We start from the raw sequence: 23,153 nt of genomic DNA, 5'->3' as shown, positions 1-23,153 counted from the left end.
AGCAACGGTCGGCACCTACCGAAGCACCCGGAACCGCACCTGGGTCCAGGCGCCGTCGGCGGCGAGCGCGGTGAGCGTGTGCTCGCCGGCTTCGTCGAAGTCGCGCTGGAAGCTGCGCGTGCCTTCGCTGCGCGCGATCCAGCGGCCGTCCAGCAGCCAGTCCACCGCGTGTTCGCTGCCCAGCGCGCGCAGCTGCAGGCGCACGCCGTGCTCGGCATTGGGCGCGCGGGCCAGCGTGGCGCGGTCGTTGAGGCCCTCGATATGCAGGCTGCCCGAGCCGCTGCGGCCGTCATCGCGGCAATCCGGCGACAACGCCGGCAGCTGCGCGGCCTGGCGCTGGGCCAGCGGCAACCATGGCGACACCAAGGCTGGCCAGCGTGCGATTTCACGGCGCTCGGCCTGGTGCGGTTCGCTGCATTCCGGTGACAACCGCAGGCCGGTGCGCGCGTCCACGTCGAAGGCCTGCCGCCCTGCCTGCCACAGCCGCGCGTCGCGTTCGGCGAACGTGGGGGGCACCACGTCATCGAGGATGTAGGCCTGCAGCCGTCGCCGGCACAGCGCCGCTGGCGTGCTGTCGGCGCGCTCGCCAGTGGGCCAGCACACCTCGGCCTGGGTGACGTTGGCGGGCAGTGGCGCGGCGGCGGCGTCACCACGCTGGCGCGGTAGGCTGTCCACCACCTCGAACATCAGCGGCAGCGCGGTCACCGCGCCGTACTGGCCCGGCAGCGGGGTGCCATCCGGCCGCCCCACCCACACGCCCACCGTGTAGTGGCGCGTGCTGCCGATCGCCCAGGCATCGCGATAGCCGTAGCTGGTGCCGGTTTTCCAGGCCACTCGCGGGCGGCCAGTGACATCGAACGTGCCCGCGCCGTAGCCCGGACGCGGATTCGATTCGAGTACTTCGCGGGTGATCCAGGCCGCGCCCGGCGACATCAGTCGCCGCTCGATCACCGCATCGTCGGGTGTGTAGCGCACCCGACCGGCGATGCCGTTGCGGTTGAATGCGGCGAAGGTCCCCACCAGATCCTCCAGCCGCGCGCCGGTGCCGCCCAGGATCAGCGACAGGTTGGGAGCGCTGCCGTGCGGAAAGCGCAGGGTGATGCCGGCGTGCGACAGGCGTGCGGCGAAGCGGGCCGGGCCGACCCGGTCCAGCAGGTCCACCGCCGGGACGTTGAGCGACAGCCGCAGTGCGGTGGCGGCACTGACCGGACCGTTGAACGCCGCATCGAAGTTTCCCGGCCGGTACCCGGAAAAGCTCTGCGGCGCATCCACCATCAGGCTTTCGGAGTGGATCAGGCCGTCGTCGATGGCCATGCCATACAGGAACGGCTTGAGCGTGGAGCCCGGCGATCGCCACGCCTGCACCATGTCCACGTGACCCAGCCGCTGCTTGTCGCCGAATGCCACCGAACCCACGTAGGCACGCGCCTCCAGCGTGCGGTTGTCCACCACCAGCAGCGCTGCGGAGGTGCGTTCGGGCAGCTGCGAGAAGTAGGACGCCACGCGCTCTTCCAGCGTGCGCTGCAGCCCGCTGTCCAACGTGCTCTGGATGCGCGCGGCGCGCGGTTGCGCGGCATGCAGACGCTGCGCCAACAGGGCCGCGCGAAGCGGCGGCTGCAGCGCGCGGGTCACCACCGCTTCGATGCGCGCATCGTCGACCTCCTCGCGCGTCCATACCCCCAGCGCGACCATGCGTTCGAGCACTTTGTCGCGCGCGGCCTGCGCCGCCTCCGGATGACGGTCCGGGCGCAACCGGCTGGGCGACTGCGGCAACACCGCCAGCAGTGCCGCTTCGGCATGCGACAGCTGCGCGGCTGGCTTGCCGAGGTAGGCCCAGCTGGCCGCTTCGACGCCTTCAATGGTGCCGCCGTAGGGCGCGCGCTCCAGGTACAGCGCCAGGATCTGCGCCTTGGTCAGGTGCAGCTCCAGCTGCAGCGCGCGCAGCAGCTGCTTGGCCTTGCCCCACGGCGTTCGCGTGTGCGGGTCGAGGATGCGCGCCACCTGCATTGTCAGGGTGGAACCACCCGAAACGATCCGCCGTTCCAGCAGCCACTGCTTGCCGGCGCGCAGCAACGCCCACGGGTTGACTCCGGGGTGGCGCCAGAACCAGCGGTCTTCGTAATTCAGCAGGGCCTGCAGGTACAGCGGCGAAACGCTGTCTGCCGTGGCCGGGTAGCGCCATACGCCATCGGCGTCGGCAAACGCACGCAACGGCGTGCCATCGCCGGCCACCACCAGCGTGCTGGTATCGCGCTGCTTCGGCAGCGGCGGCGGAAACGCCAGGTCCAGCACCAGCAGCAGCGCGAGCAGCGCCGCCGTACCCCAGCGCAGTGCCGGCCACAGCCAGGGCCGCCAGCGGGTCCAGCGCAGTCGGGGAAGAACGGTCTTCATTGCATCACCGCCGGCGGTGCGGACGCCGGCAGCTGCCGGCGCCCGCGCAGGGTCACGGCTGGACCACCGTCAGGGTGGTGGGGGTGCTGCGCCCTACCCCGCGCAGGTCGGGACGGTACATGTCTTCGACCAGCGGCGGCGGCACCGTGTAGGTGCCGGGGGTGACCGCACGCACCAGGTAGAACACCTTGGCGGTGCTTCCACGCGAGAGCTTGAGTGCGGCCACGTAACGGTCGTCGCGGAACTCCTCGTGGCGCAGCGTGGCCGCCTCGCCCCGGTCTTCCACGCGCAGCCCATCGACCACCACGTCGGCCCACTGCTTGGCATCGCCCAGGTTGAAGTTCTCGATTTCCAGGCCGGCCGGCAACAGGTCGGTCAGCAGCGCGTCGGGCATGTCCACGTTGGGGGTGACACTGACGCGCACGATCAGCGCTTCGCCTTCCTTCAGCGCACGCGGGGTCCACGGCTTGCCATCGGTGGTGAACCAGCTGCGCTCCACGCCGAGGGTGCGACTGTCGGGCTCCGGCGCGGTGCGCGGAATGCCGGCCACTTCCAGGCTGGCGAACATCGGCGGTTCGCCCTTCGGGCTGAAACGCACGCCCTTGGCCAGCGCGGCGTAGTCGAAGCTGCGGCCGAACATGCGGCGCGCGGCAATGGCCTCCACCTCGCCGCCGATGGCCAGCTCGCCGGATACCTGCTTCTGCTGGTTGGCGGCCAGCGCCTTGCCCAGGCGCGCGATGGCGACCTGCTCCTGGGTGCTCAGCCACATCCAGCCGTTGCTGCGCCGGGCATCCAGCGCCCGGCCCAGCTCCACGGCGCGTGCGTCGTAGGCCGGCTTGGACAGCTTGCGCTCGTGCAGCAGCGCGATCATCAGCGCGTCGTCGCGAACCGCGCTGCCGTAATCACCGAAGTACTGAGGACGCTCGCTGCTGGGCTTGGCGAAGCCGGCGGCAATGGCCGCGTCGCCGCGCTTGTGGTCACCCTGCAGTGACAGCGCGATGCCCAGGTGGACCAGCGACAGGCCGGTCAGCGACTTGCTGCGCTCGTTGTCGTACAGCGCACGCAGGGTACCCAGCGGCGCGCGGTTGACGCGTGCCAGCACGTAGCCCGAGTAGGCCTGGTTGGCGAACTTCAGGTTCTCGCGGCGCTCTTCGCCATAGAACTGGTTGCCGCCGGACAGCAGGTCCTCGCTGAGCCGGTTGAGCGCCTTCTGCAGCACACCGTCGGGCACGGCGAAGCCGGCGTCCTTGGCATCGAGCAGGAACTCGGCGACGTACGGGGTCAGCCACGGATTGACGTAACCATCGTCGCCCCACATCGAGAAGTTGCCGTTGGCCACCTGCATCGAGGCCAGCCTGCCGAACGCGCCTTCCATGCGCTCGCGGCGGGCCTTGGCATCCAGGCCATCGGCGCCGAGCATGGCCGAGGTGGCTTCATCCAGCATCAGCGCGGCGTAGCCCTTGCTGGTGGTCTGCTCGGCACAGCCATAGGGATACTTCAGGGCGCCGTCGAGTGCGCTGGCGAACGGGATCGGCGGCAGCGCGCTGACCAGCATGCGCGCGGTGACCGAATCGTCCATCAGGCCATCGGCCAGGCCGGCGCCCAGTTCCACGTCGGCCAGCGGGTCCAGCGTGCGGGTCTGCGCGCGCAGCACCTGTGGCCACGCGGCGCGCACCGGCAGGTCGTAGCGGCGGTCGACCTTGAAGCCGTTGCCGTCCACCCGCACCCGCACCTTGGCCACGGTATAGCCTTCGCGCGCGGTGAGCGGGAAGCTCAGCGTGCTCTTGGCATCGGCGTTGAGCTTGAGCGTGCGGCCGGGTTCGCCCAGGGTCAGCGGCCCGATGCCATCGACCTGCACCTTGAACTCGCCGGGCCTGCCGGTGAAGTTCTGCACGTCCAGGGTGACCGTGCTGCGGTCGCCCGGCGCCAGCACGCGCGGCATGCTGGCTTCGGCCAGGATCGGTGCGCGCACCACGGTTTCGATGTCGCGCTTGCCGTACTGGTCGTCGGAATAGACCAGCGCGGAAACGCGCAGGGTGCCGTTGAAGTCCGGCACCTTCAGCGCGATCCGGGCGATGCCCCTGGCGTCCAGCTTCACCGGGCCGGAGAACAGGTCCACGGTCTGCACCCGCGCGGTGGGGCGCTTGGCCTGCGGCAGCGCCGCCAGGGCCATGTCGCCGCCGAACTTGAGCTTGCCGCTGCTGCCGTCGAAGCTTTCGATCACGCGGCTGTAGATGTCATAGGCATCCACGCCCAGCCGACGCTGGGCGAAGAAATGCCCGGCCGCATCCGGCACCGGGAAGCGGGTGATGTTGAGGATGCCGACGTCCACGGCCGACACCGTCACGTGCGCCAGCTTGCCGGCCAGCTGCGGCGCGCTGACCGTGACCGGCAGCGTCTGCTCCGGTCGCATCTGCTTGGGCGCGGACAGGCCCACGGCAACGTTGCGCGCCTTGCGCTCCATCGGCACATGCACCACGCCGACCGCGCGGGCCGGGGTGATCTTGCTGGGTGCGCTGCCGCCGCGGAACACCAGCGCGGTGATGTAGACGTCGTGGCGTTCCCATTCGGCGGTGACCGGGATGTCGAAGGTGCTGCCGGGCTTGGCGTCGATCTCCTGCACGTACAGCATCTTGTCGCTCTCAACCATCAGCACGCCCTTGCCGGCGTGCGGCGGAGTGACCGTGACCCGCACCTTGTCGCCAGCCTTGTAGCCGGTCTTGTCCAGGGCCAGCTTGATCTTGTCCGGGCGTGCATCCAGGCCGCGGTTCTCGTCGTTCCAGCTCCAGCCGGCGTGGAAGGGGTAGCGGCTGGTCAGCCCGGTGGCCGGATCGAACACATCAAGCCGGTACTCGCCCCACTCCACCGGGAAGTCCACGCCCACTGCGGCGCTGCCGGCGTCGACCGTGCGGGATTCCTTGTTCTCGAAGCGGCGGCTGAAGTCGTAATCCCAGCGGTTGTCGTTGAAGGTCCAGTGGTAGTCGCGCAGTTCGCGCACCAGGGTGACCTTCAGGCCCTTGCCTGGCTGCGGCTTGCCGGCCGCGTCCACGCGCATCACTTCAAAGCGCGCGTTGCTGTTGGCGTCGGCGCCATCTTCCGGGTTGAACAACGGGCGCACGCCGACCAGCACCGGGGCCGGCCACAGCACCCGCTTCAGGGTACGGCTGACCGTGCGGCCGCCGGTTTCATACACGCTGCCCGACAGCACCACGGCCACCGGCGCGCTGGCCTTGACCTCGGCCGGCAGGGCCACGTCCTGCCGAAGCCTGCCGTCGGCCGGGAATTCGGTGTCGATCACGTCGCGCGCTTCGCGCGGCAGTTCGAGCGTCGGGTCGCCGAAGAAATAGCCCGGCAGCGATTCCACCGGAGACTGCTCGGCGGCCACGGCCAGGCGCGCGGTGAAGCGGTTGCCGTCGGCCGGGGCGCCGTACAGGTACGCGGCATCGGCCTGCAGCTTGAGCGGCTCGCCTGGCTTGAGGGTCTTCTGCGGGCTGTCCAGGTCCAGCTTCATGCGCTCGGGCAGGAACTCCTCGATGCGCAGGGTCATGCCCTGGATCGCTTCCTTGCTGGCCGGGTTGGTGCGGAATTCGACCTGCCAGCGACCCGTCGGCGCTTCGACCGGGATGGTCTGCTCGAAGCTCAGGTAGCCCTGGTCGCCGGGCTGCAGGCGGGTTTCGCGGAACGTCTTGCCGTCCGGCTGCTTCAGGCGCAGGAACACCGGTTGTGGCTTGACCGGCTTGCCGTCGTTGTCGCGCAGCAGCGCGGAGATGCGCACGGTTTCACCGGGGCGGTACAGATCGCGCCCCGACCAGGCGAACACATCGAACCAGGCGTTGTCGCGGCCGGCCACGGCGAACTCGCTCAGGTCCAGCGCCGGCTGGTTGAACGGCAGCATCGAGGTATCCGGGCCGCTGCTGGCGATCAGCACGTGGCCCGCATCCAGGGTGTACTTCAGCAGCGCATTGCCATTGCCGTCGGTCGCACCCTTGAGCACCACTTCGCCCTTGGCGTCGAGGATGCGCAGGTCGATCTTCTTCAACGCCGCGCCGCTCTGCAGCGAGGCGGTGTGCACGAACAGGGTGTCCTTGTAGGCGCGGGTGTGCAGGCCGATGTCGCTGACGGTGAAGAAGGCGGTATCGAACTCGCTGTCGAACGAGCCACTGCGCTTCATCACCGCGAAGTACAGGCCCGGTTCCTGCAGTTCCTTGATGTCCTGGGTGGGCAGGTAGGTGAGCACGCGCTCGTTCTGCTTGCCGCCCAGCACGAAGCGGTTGACGTACACCGGCTCGGCCAGCTGCGACATGGGGGTCTTGTCGCCGTATTCGCTGTCCAGCTCCCAGCTGCCACGGCGTCCGCCGCGCTGGTACTGGCTGAAGAAGCTTGGCAGCTGCTTCTCGCGCACGCGCAGGAACTCCACGTCCACTTCGCCCACGTTGACCGACACCACCGGCAGGCCGCGGCTGTCGCGCGCCGGCAGCACGCTGCCCTGCGAGGCAAAGCCGGCCACCGGCTTGAGCTCGCCGCTGAAGACCTTCTGGCGCAGTTCCTTGCCGATCCGGCTGCCGTCAGCGGCGAGCAGGTCCGGCGAGACGATCAGGGTGTACTCCCTGGCCGCCTCGACGAAGGGGTAGCGCAGGGTCCTGCCGTCGTCGGACAGGGTCCAGCTGCTGTCCTCGGTGCCGACCTTCTCACCGAAGCGGACCAGTGTGTCGAAATCCTGGGTGCCGACCAGCGGCCGCGAGAACTCCAGCGCGAGCGACAGGCCGTCGCTCTTCTGGTCGGGGAAGGCCCGGAGCAGGGTGAATCCGGTAACCGCTTCGGCCTTGGCGGTGATCGGCGCGCCCGACGCGGGGGGCAGCTGGCCGCTGTCGTTGCGCTTGCAGCCGCCGATGCCCAGTGCCAGGCCGGCGACGAGCGCCACGCCCAGGATTCCCTTCCAGCTCCACCGCCCGACCGTTGCCATATGTCGCTCCTTGAACAAGGGCTTCATTATGCACCTGGGCGTTACGGGCTGCCGGGACACGCATGGCGTGTCCCTACGGGATCCCGGGCATGCGCGCGGTGGCCGGGGCGCGCCGGTTCGTCAGATCGTCCCGGCCGGGACCCTTACCGCGCCTTCCATCAGCACCCGTGCGCTGCGACTCATCACCGCCTTGGTCACCACCCACTGGCCATCGACCTGCGCCGCCTCCGCACCGACACGCAGGGTTCCGGACGGATGACCGAAGGTCACCGCGCCGCGCTCGCCACCGCCGGCGGCCAGGTTCACCAGCGTGCCGGGAATGGCGGCCGCGGTCCCGATGGCAACCGCGGCAGTCCCCATCATGGCGTGGTGCAGCTTGCCCATCGACAGTGCGCGCGCATGCAGGTCGATCTCGCCCGCCGCGATCTGCCTGCCGCTGGACGACACGTAATCCTGTGCCGGGGCCACGAACGCCACCTTGGGCGTGTGCTGGCGGGTCGCGGCCTGGTCGATGCCGGCGATCAGGCCCATGCGCACCGCGCCATGCGCGCGGATCGCCTCGAAGCGGGCCAGCGCGGCCTTGTCCTCGTTGATCGCCGGCTGCAGTTCGGTGCCGGTGTATCCGAGGTCGGCCGCATTGAGGAAGATGGTCGGAATGCCGGCGGTGATCATCGTGGCCTGGAAGCTGCCGACGCCCGGCACCTCCAGCGTGTCGACCAGGTTGCCGGTGGGGAACATCGAGCCACCCTCGCCTTCATCGTCGGACGGGTCGATGAACTCCAGCGCGATCTCGGCCGCCGGGAACGTGACCCCGTCCAGCTCGAAGTCGCCGATCTCCTGCACCTGCCCCTCCGCCACCGGCACATGGGCCAGGATGGTCTTTCCAATGTTGGCCTGCCAGATCCGCACGATGCAGGTGCCGTTGTGCGGAATGCGGGCCGGGTCGATGAAACCGTTGCTGATCGCGAACGGCCCCACCGCGGTGCTGAGGTTGCCGCAGTTCCCGCTCCAATCCACGAACGCGGTATCGATGGACACCTGCCCGTACAGATAATCCACGTCGTGGTCGGGTACCGACGGTGCCGAGATGATCACGCACTTGCTGGTGCTGGAGGTCGCCCCGCCCATGCCGTCGGTGTGCTTGCCATACGGGTCGGGCGAACCGATCACGCGCATCAGCAGCGCGTCGCGCGCCGCGCCCGGCTCCTGCGCGGCGAGCGGAAGATCCTGCAGGCGGAAGAACACGCCCTTGCTGGTGCCACCGCGCATGTAGGTGGCGGGAATGCGGAGCTGGGGAAGAACGCTCATCCGGGGATCCTGTAATGGCAGTGCGGGGGAATCATGCGACCTGCGACGATTCCAGGAAGTCCTGCGCGAAGCGCTGCAGCACGCCACCGGCTTCGTAGATCGCCACTTCCTCGTCGCTGTCCAGGCGGCAGGTGACCGGCACCTCCACGCGCTCGCCATCGCGGCGATGGATGACCAGGGTCAGCTCGGCGCGCGGGGTGCGCGCGCCGACCACGTCGAAGGTCTCGGTGCCGTCGATGCCGACGCTGAGGCGGGTGGTGCCGGGCTTGAACTCCAGCGGCAGCACGCCCATGCCGATCAGGTTGGTGCGGTGGATGCGCTCGAAGCCTTCGGCGACGATGGCTTCCACGCCGGCCAGGCGCACGCCCTTGGCGGCCCAGTCGCGCGAGCTGCCCTGGCCGTAGTCGGCACCGGCGATGATGATCAGCGGCTGCTTGCGCGCCATGTAGGTTTCAATCGCCTCCCACATGCGCATGACCTTGCCTTCCGGTTCAACCCGGGCCAGCGAGCCCTGCTTCACCGTGCCGTCCTCGTTGCGCACCATTTCATTGAACAGCTTCGGGTTGGCGAAAGTGGCGCGCTGCGCGGTCAGGTGGTCGCCGCGATGGGTCGCATAGGAATTGAAGTCCTCCTCCGGCACGCCCATCCTCGCCAGGTATTCGCCGGCCGCGCTGGAGGCCAGGATCGCGTTGGACGGCGACAGGTGGTCGGTGGTGATGTTGTCGGGCAGCACCGCCAGCGCGCGCATCCCGGCCAGGCCGCGTTCCCCGGCCAGCGCGCCCTCCCAGTACGGGGGACGGCGGATGTAGGTGCTCTGCGGGCGCCAGTCGTACAGCGGGCTGACCTGCGAGCTGTACTCCACGCGCACGTTGAACATGGGGTTGTACACGCTGCGGAACTGCTCGGGCTTGACCGACGCCTTCACCACCGCGTCGATCTCGGCGTCGCTCGGCCAGATGTCCTTCAGCCGCACCTCATTGCCCGCCGCGTCCACGCCCAGCACGTCCTTCTCGATATCGAAGCGCACCGTGCCGGCGATGGCGTAGGCGATCACCAGTGGCGGCGAGGCGAGGAACGCCTGCTTCGCGTACGGGTGGATGCGGCCATCGAAGTTGCGGTTGCCCGACAGCACCGCGGTGGCGTAGAGGTCGCGGTCGATGATTTCCTGCTGGATGGCCGGGTCCAGCGCGCCGCTCATGCCGTTGCAGGTGGTGCAGGCGAACGCGACGATGCCGAAGCCAAGCTTTTCCAGCTCCGGCAGCAGCCCCGCTTCTTCCAGGTACAGCTGCACGGCCTTGGAGCCCGGCGCCAGCGACGACTTCACCCATGGCTTGCGCAGCAGGCCGAGCTCATTGGCCTTGCGCGCCAGCAGGCCGGCGGCGATCACGTTGCGCGGGTTGGACGTGTTGGTGCAGCTGGTGATGGCAGCGATGATCACCGCACCGTCCGGCATCAGCCCCTGTTCCTGCTCCAGCCTGCCGGACGCCAGCTTGGCTTCGTCGGCAATACCGCGCGCGGCCAGCTCGCTGGTGGCAACCCGCTTGTGCGGGTTGGAAGGGCCGGCCATGTTGCGCACCACGCTGGACAGGTCGAACTGCAGTACGCGCGGATACTGCGCGCTGGCCAGGTCGTCGGCCCACAGGCCGGTGGTGCGCGCGTAGGTTTCCACCAGCGCCAGCTGCGCTTCCTCGCGGCCGGTCAGGCGCAGGTAGTCGATGGTCTGCGAATCGATATGGAACATCGCCGCCGTGGCACCGTATTCGGGGCACATGTTGGAGATGGTGGCGCGGTCGCCGATGGTCAGCGCGGCGGCGCCTTCGCCGAAGAACTCCAGCCACGCACCGACCACGCGCTGCGCGCGCAGGAATTCGGTCAGCGCCAGCACCACGTCGGTGGCGGTGATGCCGGGCTGCGGCCGGCCGGTGAGCTCCACGCCCACGATGTCGGGCAGGCGCATCCAGGAGGCGCGTCCAAGCATGACGTTCTCGGCTTCGAGGCCGCCCACGCCGATCGCGATCACGCCCAGCGCGTCCACGTGCGGGGTGTGGCTGTCGGTCCCGACGCAGGTGTCCGGGAAGGCCACGCCGTCCTGCACGTAGATCACCGGCGACATCTTCTCCAGGTTGATCTGGTGCATGATGCCGTTGCCCGGCGGAATAACGTCCACGTTCTGGAACGCCTGCTTGGTCCAGTCGATGAAGTGGAAGCGGTCTTCGTTGCGACGGTCCTCGATGGCGCGGTTCTTCTCGAACGCCTGCGGGTCGTAGCCACCGCATTCCACGGCCAGCGAATGGTCCACGATCAGCTGCACCGGGACCACCGGATTGACCTTGGCCGGGTCGCCGCCGCCATCGGCGATCGCGTCGCGCAGGCCGGCCAGGTCGACCAGCGCGGTCTGGCCGAGGATGTCGTGGCAGACCACGCGCGCCGGGAACCAGGGGAAGTCCAGGTCCTGGCGGCGCTCGATCAGCTGCCGCAGCGAGGCCTGCAGGGTGGCCGGGTCACAGCGGCGCACCAGGTTTTCCGCCAGCACGCGCGACACATACGGCAGCGTGGCGTAGGCGCCGGGCTGGATCGCGTCGATCGCGGCCCGGGCATCGAAATAGTCCAGCGCGGTGCCGGGGAGGTGCTTGCGATACTGCATGTTCATGGTGGTCATTGGCTGGCGTGTGCTGCAGGTTGGCGGGCCGGGGACGGACTGCGTGGCCGGCCAACGGCCGGCGCTGCCGGGGGTGAGCCGTCGAGTCAGGGGGGCGGCACGCGGCCGCCCCCGCCGGGGCTCAGCGGCGTTCGTCGATCGGCACGAAGGCCTGGTCTTCCGGACCGGTGTAGTTGGCGCTGGGGCGGATGATCTTGCCGTCGATGCGCTGTTCGATGACGTGTGCGCTCCAGCCGGAGGTGCGGGCAATGACGAACAGCGGGGTGAACATCGCGGTCGGCACGCCCATCATGTGGTAACTCACCGCGCTGAACCAGTCCAGGTTCGGGAACATCTTCTTGATGTCCCACATCACCGATTCGAGGCGCTCGGCGATGTCGTACATCTTCAGGTTGCCCTGCTCTGCCGACAGCTCGCGGGCCACGTCCTTGATCACGCTGTTGCGCGGGTCGCTCACGGTATACACCGGGTGGCCGAACCCGATCACCACTTCCTTGCGTTCGACCCGGGCCTTGATGTCGGCCTCGGCGTCGTCCGGGGAGTCGTAGCGCTTCTGCACTTCAAACGCCACTTCGTTGGCGCCGCCGTGCTTGGGACCGCGCAGCGCGCCGATGCCACCGGTGATGCAGCTGTACATGTCGCTGCCGGTACCGGCAATCACCCGGCAGGTGAAGGTGGAGGCGTTGAATTCGTGTTCGGCGTACAGGATCAGCGAGGTGTGCATCGCCTTCACCCACGACTGCTGCGGCGGCACGCCGTGCAGCAGGTGCAGGAAGTGGCCGCCGATGGAATCGTCATCGGTTTCCACGTCGATCGCACGGCCGTTGTGGCTCCAGTGGTACCAGTACAGCAGCATCGAGCCCAGGCAGGCCATCAGCTTGTCGGCGATGTCGCGTGCGCCGGGGTGGTTGTGGTCGTCCTTCTCCGGCGACACGCAGCCGAGCACCGACACGCCGGTACGCATCACGTCCATCGGATGCGCCGACGGCGGCAGTTCCTCCAGCGCGGCCTTGACTGCGGCCGGAATGCCACGCAGCGACTTCAGCTTGGCCTTGTACGCGGCCAGTTCGGCGCGGTTGGGCAGCTTGCCGTGCACCAGCAGGTGGGCGATTTCCTCGAACTCGCTGGTGTTGGCCAGGTCCAGGATGTCATAGCCGCGGTAGTGCAGGTCGTTGCCGCTGCGGCCCACGGTGCACAGCGCGGTGTTGCCGGCGGCGGTACCCGACAGGGCGACGGACTTCTTCGGCTTGAAGCCGGGGGCGGTGGTTGCTTCGCTCATGATCCCTCCAGAAAACAATGGTGCGACGTTACTTCTTGGCGGCGAACAGCGCATCGAGCTGCTGCTCGAAGGCGTGGTAGCCGATACGGTCGTACAGTTCCTCGCGCGTCTGCATGGCGTCGACCACGTTCTTCTGGTGGCCATCGCGACGAATGGTCTCATATACGTTCTCGGCGGCCTTGTTGGCCGCGCGGAACGCCGACAGCGGGAACAGCTGGATCGCCACGCCGGCCGAGGCCAGTTCATCGCGGCTGAACAGCGGGGTCTTGCCGAATTCAGTGATGTTGGCCAGCACCGGTACCTTCACCGCATCGACGAAGCGGCGGTAGGTGTCCAGGTCGTAGGCGGCCTCTGCGAAGATGCCGTCCGCGCCGGCCTCGACGCAGGCGATGGCGCGTTCAATCGCCGCATCCACGCCGTCGACCTGGATGGCGTCGGTGCGCGCGATCAGGAAGAAGTCCGGATCGGTCTTCGCATCGGCGGCGGCCTTGACCCGGTCGACCATTTCGCCCTGGGTGACGATTTCCTTGCCGGGACGGTGCCCGCAGCGCTTGGCGCCGACCTGGTCTTCGATGTGGCAGGCGGCGGCGCCGGCCTTGATCAGCGACTTAACGGTGCGCGCGATGTTGAACGCGCTGGGGCCGAAGCCGGTGTCGATGTCGACCATGAGCGGCAGGTCGCACACGTCGGTGATCCGGCGCACGTCGACCAGCACGTCCTCCAGGGTATTGATGCCCAGGTCGGGCAGGCCCAGCGAGCCGGCCGCCACGCCACCGCCGGACAGGTAGATGGCGCGGTAGCCGGCGCGCTTGGCCAACAGCGCGTGATTGGCATTGATCGCGCCGATCACCTGCAGCGGCGACTCGGCGGCCAGCGCGGCGCGGAAGCGGGCGCCGGCGGAGGAAACAGCGGTGCTCATGGGCAGCATTCCATCAGGGTAGACCCTTGGACAGGCGCAATGACCGTGCCAAGCCTCAAGTCTTTGATTTTACTGATACGTCGCGCGCGGCAAAGTGTTTCATGTTGAAACATTGAAACAGATGTAACATGGATGAAACTGAAACACGGTCGCTTCCATGTCCCTGCGCGTACCCCCGTCCCGCCTGCCCGACCCCGACCGTGGCGCCCTGCCGGTGATTTGGACGGTCAGCGTGTCGCGCCTGACCGGCCTGCTGGGCGACGTCATCCCCGAGTTCGACCGCCGCGCCCGCATCGTGCCGATCAACCTGGGCTTTGAAGAAGCGGTGGATGTGATTGGCCAGCGCCTGCGCCGCGAGCACTGCGACGTGGTGATCGCCGGTGGTTCCAATGCCGCCTACCTGCGCAGCCGGCTGGAGGTGCCGCTGGTGCCGATCCAGGCCAACGGGTTCGACCTGATGGAAGCGCTGGCGCGGGCCCGCCGCATCGCGCCGAGGATCGGCCTGGTCACCCATGCCAGCGACGTCCCCAGTTTCAACAGCTTCCAGCACAGCTTCGGGCTGGACATCGAGCACCGCCGTTTCGTCACCCGCGAGGATGCGCGCGACTGCATCGCCGACCTGCGCGCCAACGGGATCGAGGTGATCGTCGGCACCGGCATGGCCATCGACCACGCCGAACGGGTCGGCCTGCCCGGGGTGCTGCTGTATTCGGCCGACTCGGTCCGGCAGGCGTTCGAACACGCGCTGGAACTCACCCAGACCCTGGCCCGGTCCGGCGCGACGCCGCCGCGGCGCCGCGCTGCCGGTGCGCGCCGCGTCCCGGCGCCGGCGCTGCTGGGCAACAGCACGTCCATGCAGCAGGTGCGCGAGCGCATCGGTCTGTACGCCCCGCATGACAGCACCGTGCTGGTCACCGGCGCCACCGGTACCGGCAAGGAGCTGGTCGCGCGCCAGCTGCATGCGGCCAGCGGCCGCGTCGGCCGCTTCGTGGCGCTGAACTGCGGCGCGATCAGCGAGTCGCTGCTGGAAGCGGAACTGTTCGGCTACACCGAAGGCGCCTTCACCGGCGCGCGGCGCGGCGGTCGGGTCGGCCTGGTCGAGGCCGCTGATGGCGGCACGCTGTTCCTGGATGAGATCGGCGAACTGCCATTGCCGCTGCAGACCCGCCTGCTGCGGGTGCTGGAGGAGCGCGAGGTGTTGCGCGTAGGCGCCACCGAACCCACGCCGGTCAACGTGCGCGTGGTCGCGGCCACCCTGCAGGCACTGGAATCGCTGGTGGAGACACAGCGCTTCCGCCGCGACCTCTATTACCGGCTGGCAGCGCTGCGCATCGCCCTGCCGTCCCTGCAGGAGCGGGCGCAGGATGTGCCGATGCTGCTGGAGCACTTCTTCCAGCAGCTCGGCCAGCGCCCATCACCGCTGGATGCGATCGCCACCGATCGCCTGTGCGCGTATGCCTGGCCGGGCAACGTGCGCGAGCTGCGCAACCTGGTCGACCGGCTGCGCATCCATTGGCCGCCGCAGGCCGGTGCATTGGGGCTGACGCAGCTGCAGCAGTGGCTGCCCGAGCTGCACCCCTCCGTACAAGCGGCGGCTGGCACCTCCGGTGTTCCCGCCCCTGTCGCCGCACGGCCTTCACCGGCCACGCTGCAGCAGTGGCTGGACGAACACCAGGGCAACCGCGAGCAGCTGGCGGCGCGGCTCGGCGTGTCGCGGACGACCCTTTGGCGATGGCTGCGCGTTACAGGCTAACGCCAGAACCGCGCGCCCGATATGGCCCCCGCACGCAAACAGGGCGTCATCCGACAGGGCACCGGGAATATTCCGAAAGCAGATCGCACATTTTCCGTTCTGGGACATGTTCATCATCGCGCCTGCTGCAAGCGCTGGAAGCGACAACAGGCGCAAGTGGCCGGAGGCCTTGCACAGGTGACGCCTATCGCGCGGAACGCGACATCACATCGTCCTGGACCGCAGATTTCCCGGCGTTCTGCTTCGCGGCACGCGTTTTCGCCCGCCTGGGTCGATAGACAGGACCGATAGCACCAATCGTGATCGGCCCACCGTAGGCGACGCTACGGGTTCATCAAGAAAAACCCCGAGTGAATTCTTCGTGCGTGCTGGAATGTGCAAGTGCGTACAGCGCCGGTAGGTTCCAGACCACACCGGCCAACGCTCCTGTGCCGGTGGGACGCCCGCTCACTGCCACCAGGAATTCCGCATGCCCCAAGCTATCGCCAGGCTCCTTCCCCGCTTCGTTCCCCGCTTCGTCCTCCGCACTGCCCAGCTGTTGCGCCGACCGCGCGACACTGCCATCCCGGTGAAGTCCCACATCCTGCCGCTGACCGGCATCAGCAACCACGCCACGCGTGCGCTGACCGCACCGGTGCAGGTGACGCGGATGCCGTCGGCCGCTGCCAACGCCGACCCGGCCGATGCCGCGCGTGCGCCCGGGCCCCACCCGGAGGCATTGGAGATCCTGAGCGGACAGGTCCACGCGCTGCTGGACGTGGCCCGCGGGACCTCGCCCACGTTCGACAAGGCGGTGGCTGCGATCACCCCGGAGCCGCGGCAACCGCTGACCGCGAAGCAGTGCACCCTGCTGCTGCGCGCGATCAAGTCCCTGCCCGGCCGCACGCCCGCGGCACTGCCGAAAGGCGAGACCCAGGAGCAGCGCGAGGCGACGCAGCGGGTGGAGCGCCAGCAGCTGCTGCGCAGCGCCCTGTACGACCTGACCCGCGCCACGCGCGCGGAAGCCATGCTGCACGAGCAGATCGCGCGCCACGCCGAGCGCGAACGCGGCAATGCGCTACCCGGATCGGAGCGCAGCAGCGGTACCGGCGGAATGCTGGGTGTGCGCGTCGGCCTGCCCGGCGCAGTCGATGCCGGGGCCGCCGGCGGCGTACGCCACGAAACCAGCACCGGCACCTTCGACGACCTGACCATCGGCACGGTGCGCAGCGCCACGGTGATGGCCGAGGCAAGCACGCAGGCACGCGTGGCGCCCGGCGTCGGCATCGGCGGCACGGTCAGTGGCTATGCCAGCCATGCCGACGCCGACATCTCGATGTCGATGCGCACCCGGGTGCTGCGCCTGGCCCACGCCTCGGTTGCGCGCCGGCTGGGCGGCAACGCGGTGCAGCGTGCGTTCAAGCGTCTCTCACCGACGCGCCGCGACCGCTATGACGAACGCACCAGCCGCGCGCTGGCCTGGCAGTCGTCGCCGGCGCTGTCGCTGCTGCTGGGCGAACGTGCTGCAGGCCGGCCTTTGGAATTCGGCAAGCGGCCGCTGCTGATCCGCGCCGGCATGAGCACGCATGGCGGTGCACTCGCGGGCACTGCCAGCTACGGCGTGGGCCAGCTGGGTGCCAGCGGTGCGCTCAGCCGGACCGAACTGCGCGCCGCGCTGCCGACCCGGCTGACCGAGCTCGACAGCGAGGGCGTAGCGGCCGGCCATGACCCCGAGATCCGCAAGGTGCTTGACGCGCGCGTGGCGCACCTGGTCGCCGGCGTCGACAAGAAGCGCTCCCCGGCGCTGCAGACGGTGCAGGCGCTGCTGCGCCAGCCCCGGCACCCGCAGGCGCTGGCGAAGCGGCTGGAGGCGGCCGCGCACGTCGGCGTGGCCTTCGACCACCTGCAGGCGCTGGCCGACCTGTCCCTGCGCGCGCCCGCCCAGGCCCAGGCGCCGCTGGCCTCGCTGGCACGCGACTGGGGCAGCGACAGCGGCGCGCGCGAGCCGGTGCTGATCAACATGCTCGACACCCTGGCCTGGCTGCAGTCGGCGCCGGAGCCGGACGCCGGGCCCGCGCATGCGCAGTGGGAACAGCTGCAGCGCACGGTCCAGGACCAGGCGCGGCGCATCCAGGACACTCCCCTGCCGCATGATCGCGAACGCGTGCACCATGCCACCCATGCATTCCGCGAACAGATCCAGCGCATCGCCACCACGCGCGGCACGCTGTCGCTGTCGGCCGCGCTGCCGTTGTTCGGTGCCGGCGCCGAGGTCTCGGTGGCCCGCCATGTCCGCCAGGATCCGGACCCGCTGCGCGACGGCACCTACCTGGAGCTGACCCTGTCCGCGCACCTCGGCCCGGCGCTGGGCACCATCCTGGATGAAGTGCAACGCCAGCTTCCCGAATGGGGCACCCTGCCGCTACGCGAGGCGCAGGCATTGATCGACCCACTGGCCGCCAGCGCCGACGTCACCGGCAACGTCCAGTGCCTGGTGCGCTTCTTCCGGCCCAGCTTCCAGACCGATCCGGAGTTCCCCGCGTCGGCGCGGGGCAACCACCTGCATGCGGTGCGCCTGGCCACCGGCGGTACCCGGAGCCTGGGCGTGACCGTACCGCTGCCGGTGCTTCCGGGGGTGGCACCGACGTTCTCGCTGCAGCATGCCCGCAGCACCCAGACCACCCGCTACGACCGCCTGGGGGAAGGAACGCTGACCAGCGCGCTGATGCGCTACCAGGCACTGTGCTCGGCCACCACGCCGCACGAGGAGACCTGGGCCGCGCTGCTGGAAACGCATGCTGCCGACCTGGACCGGCTCGCCGATGCACTGGTGGACGCACGCTCGGTGCCGGCGCTGGAAGCGCGCTACTGGCTGCAGCGCGAGCCGGCCAGCAGCACCGGTGCAGCCCCGACCCGGCGCGCGCAGCCGGACACCCGCACGCTGGATGCCTTCAACCTGGAAGGCGACCGCGCAACCCGGCGCGAGCAGCTGTACGCGCTGTTCGAAGCGGTCGGCGCGATCACCGGCAAGCAGAAGTCGACCTCGCCGCTGATCGGTCCGCTGGTCCTGCCGGTGATCGGTTGAGCGGCGCCGGTCACGGGTACAGCAGGCGCTTGCTCCACTGGCCATCGGCGTCGATCTCATAGCACCAGCGCTCATGCAGGCGGAACTGCGCGCCGTACCAGAACTCGATCCGGCGCGGCACCACGCGCAGCCCGCTCCAGCCCTCCGGCCGCGGCACATCGCGGCCGGCGAAGCTGGCCTCGGCGCTCGCCACGCGGGCGTCGAACGCTTCGCGCGAGGCCAGCGTGCGCGACTGCAGCGAGGCCCACGCGCCGATCTGGCTCAGGCGCGGGCGCGAAGCGAAGTAGGCGTCCGCCTCGGCATCGTCCACCTGCTCCACGCTGCCTTCGATGCGCACCTGGATGCCGGCCTCGCGCAGGCTGCGCCACAGGAACAGCAGCGCCGCATGCGGATTGGCCTTCAGCTCACGCCCCTTGTGGCTGTCCAGGTGGGTGTAGAACACGAAGCCACGCGCGTCGAAGGCCTTCAACAGCACCGTGCGCGCCGAGGGCAGGCCGGTGGCCGTGGCCGTGGCCACGGTCATCGCGTTGGGTTCGATTTCAGCGCTGTTGCGGGCTTCGTCGTACAGCGCGGCGAAGGTCGACAGCGCTTCGGTGTAGAGATCGGTCATGGTCGGTATCTTGCGGCTCGGTTTGGGTTTATTGTCACCGCATGCACGCTGCAGCGCACATGCCCCGGAACAAAGGCTTCCCCGATGCACTGGTCGCGCAGGCGCTGGACGACGCGCTGGCGGTGGGCACGGACGTCCCAGTATTGGCGATCAGCGGCCTGCAGGGCAGCGGCAAATCGACGCTGGCCGCGCAGGTGGTGGCGCTTGCGCAGCAACGCGGACTGCGCGCGGCCACGCTGTCCATCGATGATGTCTACCTGACCCGCGCCGAGCGCCAGCGGCTGGCGCGCCACGTGCACCCGCTGCTGCTGACCCGCGGTCCGCCCGGCACCCATGACCTGGGGCTGGCGCACGCCACGCTGGATGCCATCGCGGCGCGGGCGCCGGTGGCGTTGCCGCGCTTCGACAAGCTGGCCGACGAGCGCATGCCTGCGGCGCAGTGGCCAAGGCTGCAGGAGGGCGTGGACCTGCTGGTGTTCGAAGGCTGGTTCCTGGGCACGCCGGCGCAGGCGGAGGGTGAACTGGACGCACCGCTCAACGCGCTGGAGCGCGAGGCCGACGCCGATGGCCGCTGGCGGCGCTGGTGCAACCAGGCGCTGGCCGAGCATTACCCCGCTCTGTGGGAGCGATGCCACCGGCTGTGGTTCCTGCAGCCACCGGACTTCGCCGTGGTACCGCGCTGGCGCTGGCAGCAGGAGCAGAACCTGCAGGCCGCGCAACCGACCCGCAGCAGCATGAGCCGCGCCCAGCTGGAGCGCTTCGTGCAGTATTACGAACGGGTCAGCCGGCAGGCGCTGCGCACCCTGCCAGAAAGGGCGGACCAGGTCGTGGTGCTGGATGAACAACGGCGGATCGTGTCCGCGCCGGGCCGGGCGCGGCACGAAGTGGCACTCAGCCCACCACGAAGGTGACGCGCATGCTGACCCGCCATTCGGTGATGTTGCCCGACTCGTCAGTGACCACCTTGGTTTCGCTGACCCAGGCGCCCTGGATGCCCTTGACCGTTTCGGCGACCTTCTTCAGTCCGGTACGGACGGCGTCTTCGACGCTGGTCTTGGAGGCGGCGTTGATCTCGATGACTTTTGCCACTGACATGGACGTGCTCCGGTTGCGCGCGGGACATTCCGCGCCGCCCACCATGGGGGGTGGCGCGTAAAGGCCGCGACACGGAGGTGTTAGCATCACCGGCAATGAATCCCGCTCCGAACCTGATCCTGATTGGCCCGATGGGCGCCGGCAAGACCTGCATCGGCCGCCGCCTCGCCGAGCGCTTTACCCTGGACTTCGTCGACGCCGACCAGGCCATCGTGGACGCGGCCGGGGCCAGCATCGCGACCATTTTCGAACACTCCGGCGAAGCCGGCTTCCGCCAGCACGAACGCCAGGTCATCCAGCAGCTGCTGGCCGGCCAGGGCCGGCTGGTCTCTACCGGTGGCGGCGCCGTGCTGGACCCGGACAACCGCGCGGCGATCGCGCAGCGCGGCTTCGTGGTCTACCTGCGGGTCAGCGTGGCCGCGCAGCTGGAGCGGCTGGCCCGCGACCGCACCCGGCCCCTGCTGCAGCGGCCCGACCGCGAGCAGGTGCTGCACGACATGGCCCGCGCGCGCGACCCGCTCTACCAGGAACTGGCCGACCTGACCCTCGACACCGATCTGTACACGCCGGGCGAAGCCACCGCGCAGCTGGTGCTGCGCCTGGCCACGCACTGGCAGCGACTGGAACCCTGCGCATGACCGCTTCTCCCCGCACCGTCGCCGTGGGGGGCGACACCCCCTACACCATCCACATCGGCCCGGGCCTGCTCGACGACGGCGCGCTGCTGGCCCGCCACGTGCGCGGCCGGCACGTGCTGCTGCTCAGCGACAGCGCGGTGGCGCCGCTGTACCTGGACGGGGTCCGGCAGGCACTGCAGGCCGCGCGCCCCGACCTGCTGATCGGCGACCTGGTGCTGCCGGCGGGCGAAGCTTCCAAGACCCTGGCCAATTTCGGCCAGGCGATCAGCGCGCTGGCCGCGCTGGGCGCGACCCGCGACGCCTGCGTGATGGCCTTGGGCGGCGGCGTGGCCGGCGACCTGGCCGGGTTCGCGGCGGCGTGCTGGATGCGCGGGGTGGACTGCGTGCAGCTGCCGACCTCGCTGCTGGCCATGGTCGATTCGTCGGTCGGCGGCAAGACCGCCGTGGACATTCCCGAAGGCAAGAACCTGGTGGGCGCGTTCCACCCGCCGCGCACGGTGATCGCCGATACCGCCGCGCTGCGCACCCTGCCGCCGCGCGAACTGCGCGCCGGCCTGGCCGAAGTGATCAAGTACGGTGCGATCCGCGACCCGCTGTTCTTCCAGTGGCTGCAGGCCGAGCACGCCGCGCTGCTGGCCGGCGACGACACAGCGCTGGCGCAGGCGATCGCGCGCAGCTGCGAGCACAAGGCCGAGATCGTCGCCCGCGATCCGCTCGAACGCGGTGAGCGCGCCCTGTTGAACCTGGGCCACACCTTCGGCCATGCGATCGAGACCGAACAGGGCTACGGCGCCCCGGGCAACGACAACCTCAACCATGGCGAAGCGGTGGCGGTAGGCATGGTGCTGGCCGCGCGGCTGTCGGCGCAGCTGGGCATGAGCCACGCCGACGACACCGCGCGCCTGCGCGAGCTGCTGCTGCGTTACGGGCTGCCGGTCGAGATCCCGGCCGGCCTGGACCCCGAACGCCTGCTGGCGCGGATGCGGCTGGACAAGAAGAACGTGGCCGGCCGCCTGCGCCTGGTGCTGTGGCAGGGCATCGGGCGGGCGCAGGTGGTGGCCGACATCGACGAGGCCGAGGTCCTGCGCGTGCTGCGGGGGCAGTGACGGCCGCGTTGCCGGTTCGCGGCTACAATCGCGGCCATGCGCGTTTTCCTGCTGCACGCCCCGGCCGGTACCGACCCGGCCCACTATCTCCAGCTCACGCTGCAGCCGGACCTGTTCGGCAGCTGGGAGCTGCTGCTCGAGTCCGGCCCGGTCGGCGGCCGCGCGCGGCTGCGCCGCCTGCAGTTCTCCGATGAAGCCGAGGCCCGCGCGGCCTTCGACAAGGCGCGCGACGCCGAGCTGCGGCGCGGCTACCAGATCACCTGAACCCGATTCCAAGGAAGCATCCCGTGACCAACCCCTCCCGCCATGATCGCCTGCTGCGCGCGCTGCGCCGCGAACCGGTGGACTGCACCCCGGTCTGGTTGATGCGCCAGGCCGGCCGCTACCTGCCCGAGTACCGCGCGACCCGCGCCAAGGCCGGCAGCTTCCTGGCCATGGCCAAGAACCCGGAGATCGCCTGCGAGGTCACCCTGCAGCCGCTGCGCCGCTTCGACCTGGATGCGGCGATCCTGTTCTCGGACATCCTGACCATCCCCGACGCGATGGGACTGGAGCTGTACTTCGTCGAAGGCGAAGGCCCCAAGTTCCGCCATCCGGTTCGCGACACCGCGGCGATCGCACGGCTTGGCGTGCCGGACATGGAAACCGAGCTGCGCTACGTGATGGACGCGGTGCGGGTGATCCGCCGCGAACTGGACGGCCGGGTGCCGCTGATCGGCTTCTCCGGCAGTCCGTGGACGCTGGCCTGCTACATGGTCGAAGGCGGTGGCAGCAAGGACTTCGCGCGGATCAAGGCGATGGCGCTGAACGAGCCGGCCGCGCTGCACCAGCTGCTGTCGGTGGTGACCGACGCGGTGGTGGCCTACCTGGCCGCGCAGCGTGCCGCCGGCGCGCAGGTGCTGCAGGTGTTCGACACCTGGGGCGGCGTGCTCAGCCCGTCCATGTACCGCGAGTTCTCGCTGCGCTACCTGACCCGGATCGCGCGCGAGCTGGAGCGCGGCGACGGCGCACAGCGCACTCCGCTGATCCTGTTCGGCAAGGGTACCGGCCTGCACCTGGCCGATCTGGCCGACACCGGCGCCGATGCGCTGGGCGTGGACTGGACCCTGGACCTGGCCGATGCGGTGGCCCGTACCGGCGGTCGCGTCGCACTGCAGGGCAACCTCGACCCGGCCACGCTGTACGGCAACCCGGCGGCGATCGAGCGCGCGGCCGGCGCGGTGCTGGACAGCTACGCGCGCGGCAACGGCGGTTCGCGCGAGGGCCACGTGTTCAACCTGGGCCATGGCATGTCACCGGACATGAATCCCGAGCACGTGCAGGTGCTGGTCGAGGCGGTGCATTCACTCAGCCGACGTTGAGGAGCAC

Annotated in this window: 15 protein-coding genes; 7 read left to right on the top strand and 8 right to left on the bottom strand. The window is 69.6% G+C overall.

Going from position 1 to position 23,153, the window contains the following annotated elements; genetic code table 11:
• Nucleotides 1-15: 15 nt before the first annotated feature.
• The 6 genes from pbpC to prpB all read right to left on the bottom strand — a co-directional run bounded on the left by pbpC (nt 16) and on the right by prpB (nt 13,528).
• Nucleotides 16-2,391, bottom strand: coding sequence for a penicillin-binding protein 1C (gene pbpC, locus FSZ13_RS10835; RefSeq protein ID WP_145479572.1), 2,376 nt, complete (start codon nt 2,389-2,391; stop codon nt 16-18).
• A gap of 52 nt (nt 2,392-2,443) precedes the next feature.
• Nucleotides 2,444-7,354, bottom strand: coding sequence for an alpha-2-macroglobulin family protein (locus FSZ13_RS10830; RefSeq protein WP_145479571.1), 4,911 nt, complete (start codon nt 7,352-7,354; stop codon nt 2,444-2,446).
• Nucleotides 7,355-7,474: 120 nt separating this feature from the next.
• Nucleotides 7,475-8,662 carry a 2-methylaconitate cis-trans isomerase PrpF gene (gene prpF, locus FSZ13_RS10825; protein WP_145479570.1) on the bottom strand — a complete coding sequence of 396 codons (1,188 nt, stop codon included), beginning with the start codon at nt 8,660-8,662 and terminating at the stop codon, nt 7,475-7,477.
• Between the two features lie 31 nt (nt 8,663-8,693).
• Nucleotides 8,694-11,312, bottom strand: a complete 2,619-nt coding sequence (gene acnD, locus FSZ13_RS10820; RefSeq protein WP_145480323.1) for a Fe/S-dependent 2-methylisocitrate dehydratase AcnD — start codon at nt 11,310-11,312, stop codon at nt 8,694-8,696.
• A gap of 130 nt (nt 11,313-11,442) precedes the next feature.
• Complete coding sequence (gene prpC, locus FSZ13_RS10815; RefSeq protein ID WP_145479569.1) at nt 11,443-12,600, bottom strand: bifunctional 2-methylcitrate synthase/citrate synthase; 1,158 nt, start codon at nt 12,598-12,600, stop codon at nt 11,443-11,445.
• Between the two features lie 28 nt (nt 12,601-12,628).
• The gene (gene prpB / locus FSZ13_RS10810; RefSeq protein WP_222116614.1) at nt 12,629-13,528 is read right to left on the bottom strand and encodes a methylisocitrate lyase; all 900 of its coding nucleotides are present in this window, start codon (nt 13,526-13,528) and stop codon (nt 12,629-12,631) included.
• Nucleotides 13,529-13,676: 148 nt separating this feature from the next.
• Between prpB and prpR the strand changes: the two genes are divergently transcribed.
• Nucleotides 13,677-15,272 carry a propionate catabolism operon regulatory protein PrpR gene (prpR, locus tag FSZ13_RS10805; protein ID WP_145479567.1) on the top strand — a complete coding sequence of 532 codons (1,596 nt, stop codon included), beginning with the start codon at nt 13,677-13,679 and terminating at the stop codon, nt 15,270-15,272.
• 469 nt (nt 15,273-15,741) lie between these two features.
• Nucleotides 15,742-18,336, top strand: a complete 2,595-nt coding sequence (locus FSZ13_RS18390; RefSeq protein WP_186308902.1) for a hypothetical protein — start codon at nt 15,742-15,744, stop codon at nt 18,334-18,336.
• Nucleotides 18,337-18,346: 10 nt separating this feature from the next.
• Here FSZ13_RS18390 and pdxH read toward each other — a convergent pair whose 3' ends face one another.
• Nucleotides 18,347-18,946, bottom strand: coding sequence for a pyridoxamine 5'-phosphate oxidase (pdxH, locus tag FSZ13_RS10795; protein ID WP_145479566.1), 600 nt, complete (start codon nt 18,944-18,946; stop codon nt 18,347-18,349).
• 41 nt (nt 18,947-18,987) lie between these two features.
• Between pdxH and FSZ13_RS10790 the strand changes: the two genes are divergently transcribed.
• On the top strand, nt 18,988-19,857 hold the full coding sequence (locus tag FSZ13_RS10790; protein WP_145479565.1) for a kinase: 870 nt from the start codon (nt 18,988-18,990) through the stop codon (nt 19,855-19,857).
• Here the strand turns inward: FSZ13_RS10790 and FSZ13_RS10785 are convergent.
• Nucleotides 19,838-20,041 (bottom strand): dodecin family protein, encoded by a 204-nt coding sequence (locus FSZ13_RS10785; protein WP_145479564.1) that lies wholly within the window; start codon nt 20,039-20,041, stop codon nt 19,838-19,840. The two genes, FSZ13_RS10790 and FSZ13_RS10785, sit on opposite strands and share 20 nt — an antisense overlap.
• Nucleotides 20,042-20,136: 95 nt before the next feature.
• Here FSZ13_RS10785 and FSZ13_RS10780 point away from each other — a divergent pair, with 95 nt between their 5' ends.
• The 4 genes from FSZ13_RS10780 to hemE are packed head-to-tail and all read left to right on the top strand — an operon-like array spanning nt 20,137 to nt 23,146.
• Nucleotides 20,137-20,679, top strand: coding sequence for a shikimate kinase (locus tag FSZ13_RS10780; RefSeq protein WP_145479563.1), 543 nt, complete (start codon nt 20,137-20,139; stop codon nt 20,677-20,679).
• A complete protein-coding gene (gene aroB / locus FSZ13_RS10775; protein WP_145479562.1) occupies nt 20,676-21,785 on the top strand; it encodes a 3-dehydroquinate synthase in 1,110 nt (369 codons plus the stop codon). The genes FSZ13_RS10780 and aroB overlap by 4 nt, the downstream gene beginning before the upstream one ends.
• A gap of 36 nt (nt 21,786-21,821) precedes the next feature.
• Nucleotides 21,822-22,049, top strand: coding sequence for a WGR domain-containing protein (locus FSZ13_RS10770; RefSeq protein WP_145479561.1), 228 nt, complete (start codon nt 21,822-21,824; stop codon nt 22,047-22,049).
• A gap of 23 nt (nt 22,050-22,072) precedes the next feature.
• Nucleotides 22,073-23,146 (top strand): uroporphyrinogen decarboxylase, encoded by a 1,074-nt coding sequence (gene hemE / locus FSZ13_RS10765; RefSeq protein ID WP_145479560.1) that lies wholly within the window; start codon nt 22,073-22,075, stop codon nt 23,144-23,146.
• The last annotated feature ends 7 nt before the right edge of the window (nt 23,147-23,153 follow it).

Origin of the sequence: Stenotrophomonas rhizophila (genome assembly GCF_007667275.1) — a bacterium.
Classification (GTDB): domain Bacteria; phylum Pseudomonadota; class Gammaproteobacteria; order Xanthomonadales; family Xanthomonadaceae; genus Stenotrophomonas; species Stenotrophomonas maltophilia_AE.
This window is presented reverse-complemented; position numbering and strand designations above follow the sequence as displayed.

Coding starts and splice junctions, on each gene's coding strand:
- FSZ13_RS10785 (WP_145479564.1), bottom strand. CDS start 20,041: ATGTCAGTGGCAAAAGTCATCGAGATCAACGCCGCCTCCAAGACCAGC.
- aroB (WP_145479562.1), top strand. CDS start 20,676: ATGACCGCTTCTCCCCGCACCGTCGCCGTGGGGGGCGACACCCCCTAC.
- FSZ13_RS10790 (WP_145479565.1), top strand. CDS start 18,988: ATGCACGCTGCAGCGCACATGCCCCGGAACAAAGGCTTCCCCGATGCA.
- acnD (WP_145480323.1), bottom strand. CDS start 11,312: ATGAACATGCAGTATCGCAAGCACCTCCCCGGCACCGCGCTGGACTAT.
- FSZ13_RS18390 (WP_186308902.1), top strand. CDS start 15,742: ATGCCCCAAGCTATCGCCAGGCTCCTTCCCCGCTTCGTTCCCCGCTTC.
- prpB (WP_222116614.1), bottom strand. CDS start 13,528: ATGCTGCCCATGAGCACCGCTGTTTCCTCCGCCGGCGCCCGCTTCCGC.
- pbpC (WP_145479572.1), bottom strand. CDS start 2,391: ATGAAGACCGTTCTTCCCCGACTGCGCTGGACCCGCTGGCGGCCCTGG.
- pdxH (WP_145479566.1), bottom strand. CDS start 18,946: ATGACCGATCTCTACACCGAAGCGCTGTCGACCTTCGCCGCGCTGTAC.
- prpF (WP_145479570.1), bottom strand. CDS start 8,662: ATGAGCGTTCTTCCCCAGCTCCGCATTCCCGCCACCTACATGCGCGGT.
- prpR (WP_145479567.1), top strand. CDS start 13,677: ATGTCCCTGCGCGTACCCCCGTCCCGCCTGCCCGACCCCGACCGTGGC.
- FSZ13_RS10770 (WP_145479561.1), top strand. CDS start 21,822: ATGCGCGTTTTCCTGCTGCACGCCCCGGCCGGTACCGACCCGGCCCAC.
- FSZ13_RS10830 (WP_145479571.1), bottom strand. CDS start 7,354: ATGGCAACGGTCGGGCGGTGGAGCTGGAAGGGAATCCTGGGCGTGGCG.
- FSZ13_RS10780 (WP_145479563.1), top strand. CDS start 20,137: ATGAATCCCGCTCCGAACCTGATCCTGATTGGCCCGATGGGCGCCGGC.
- prpC (WP_145479569.1), bottom strand. CDS start 12,600: ATGAGCGAAGCAACCACCGCCCCCGGCTTCAAGCCGAAGAAGTCCGTC.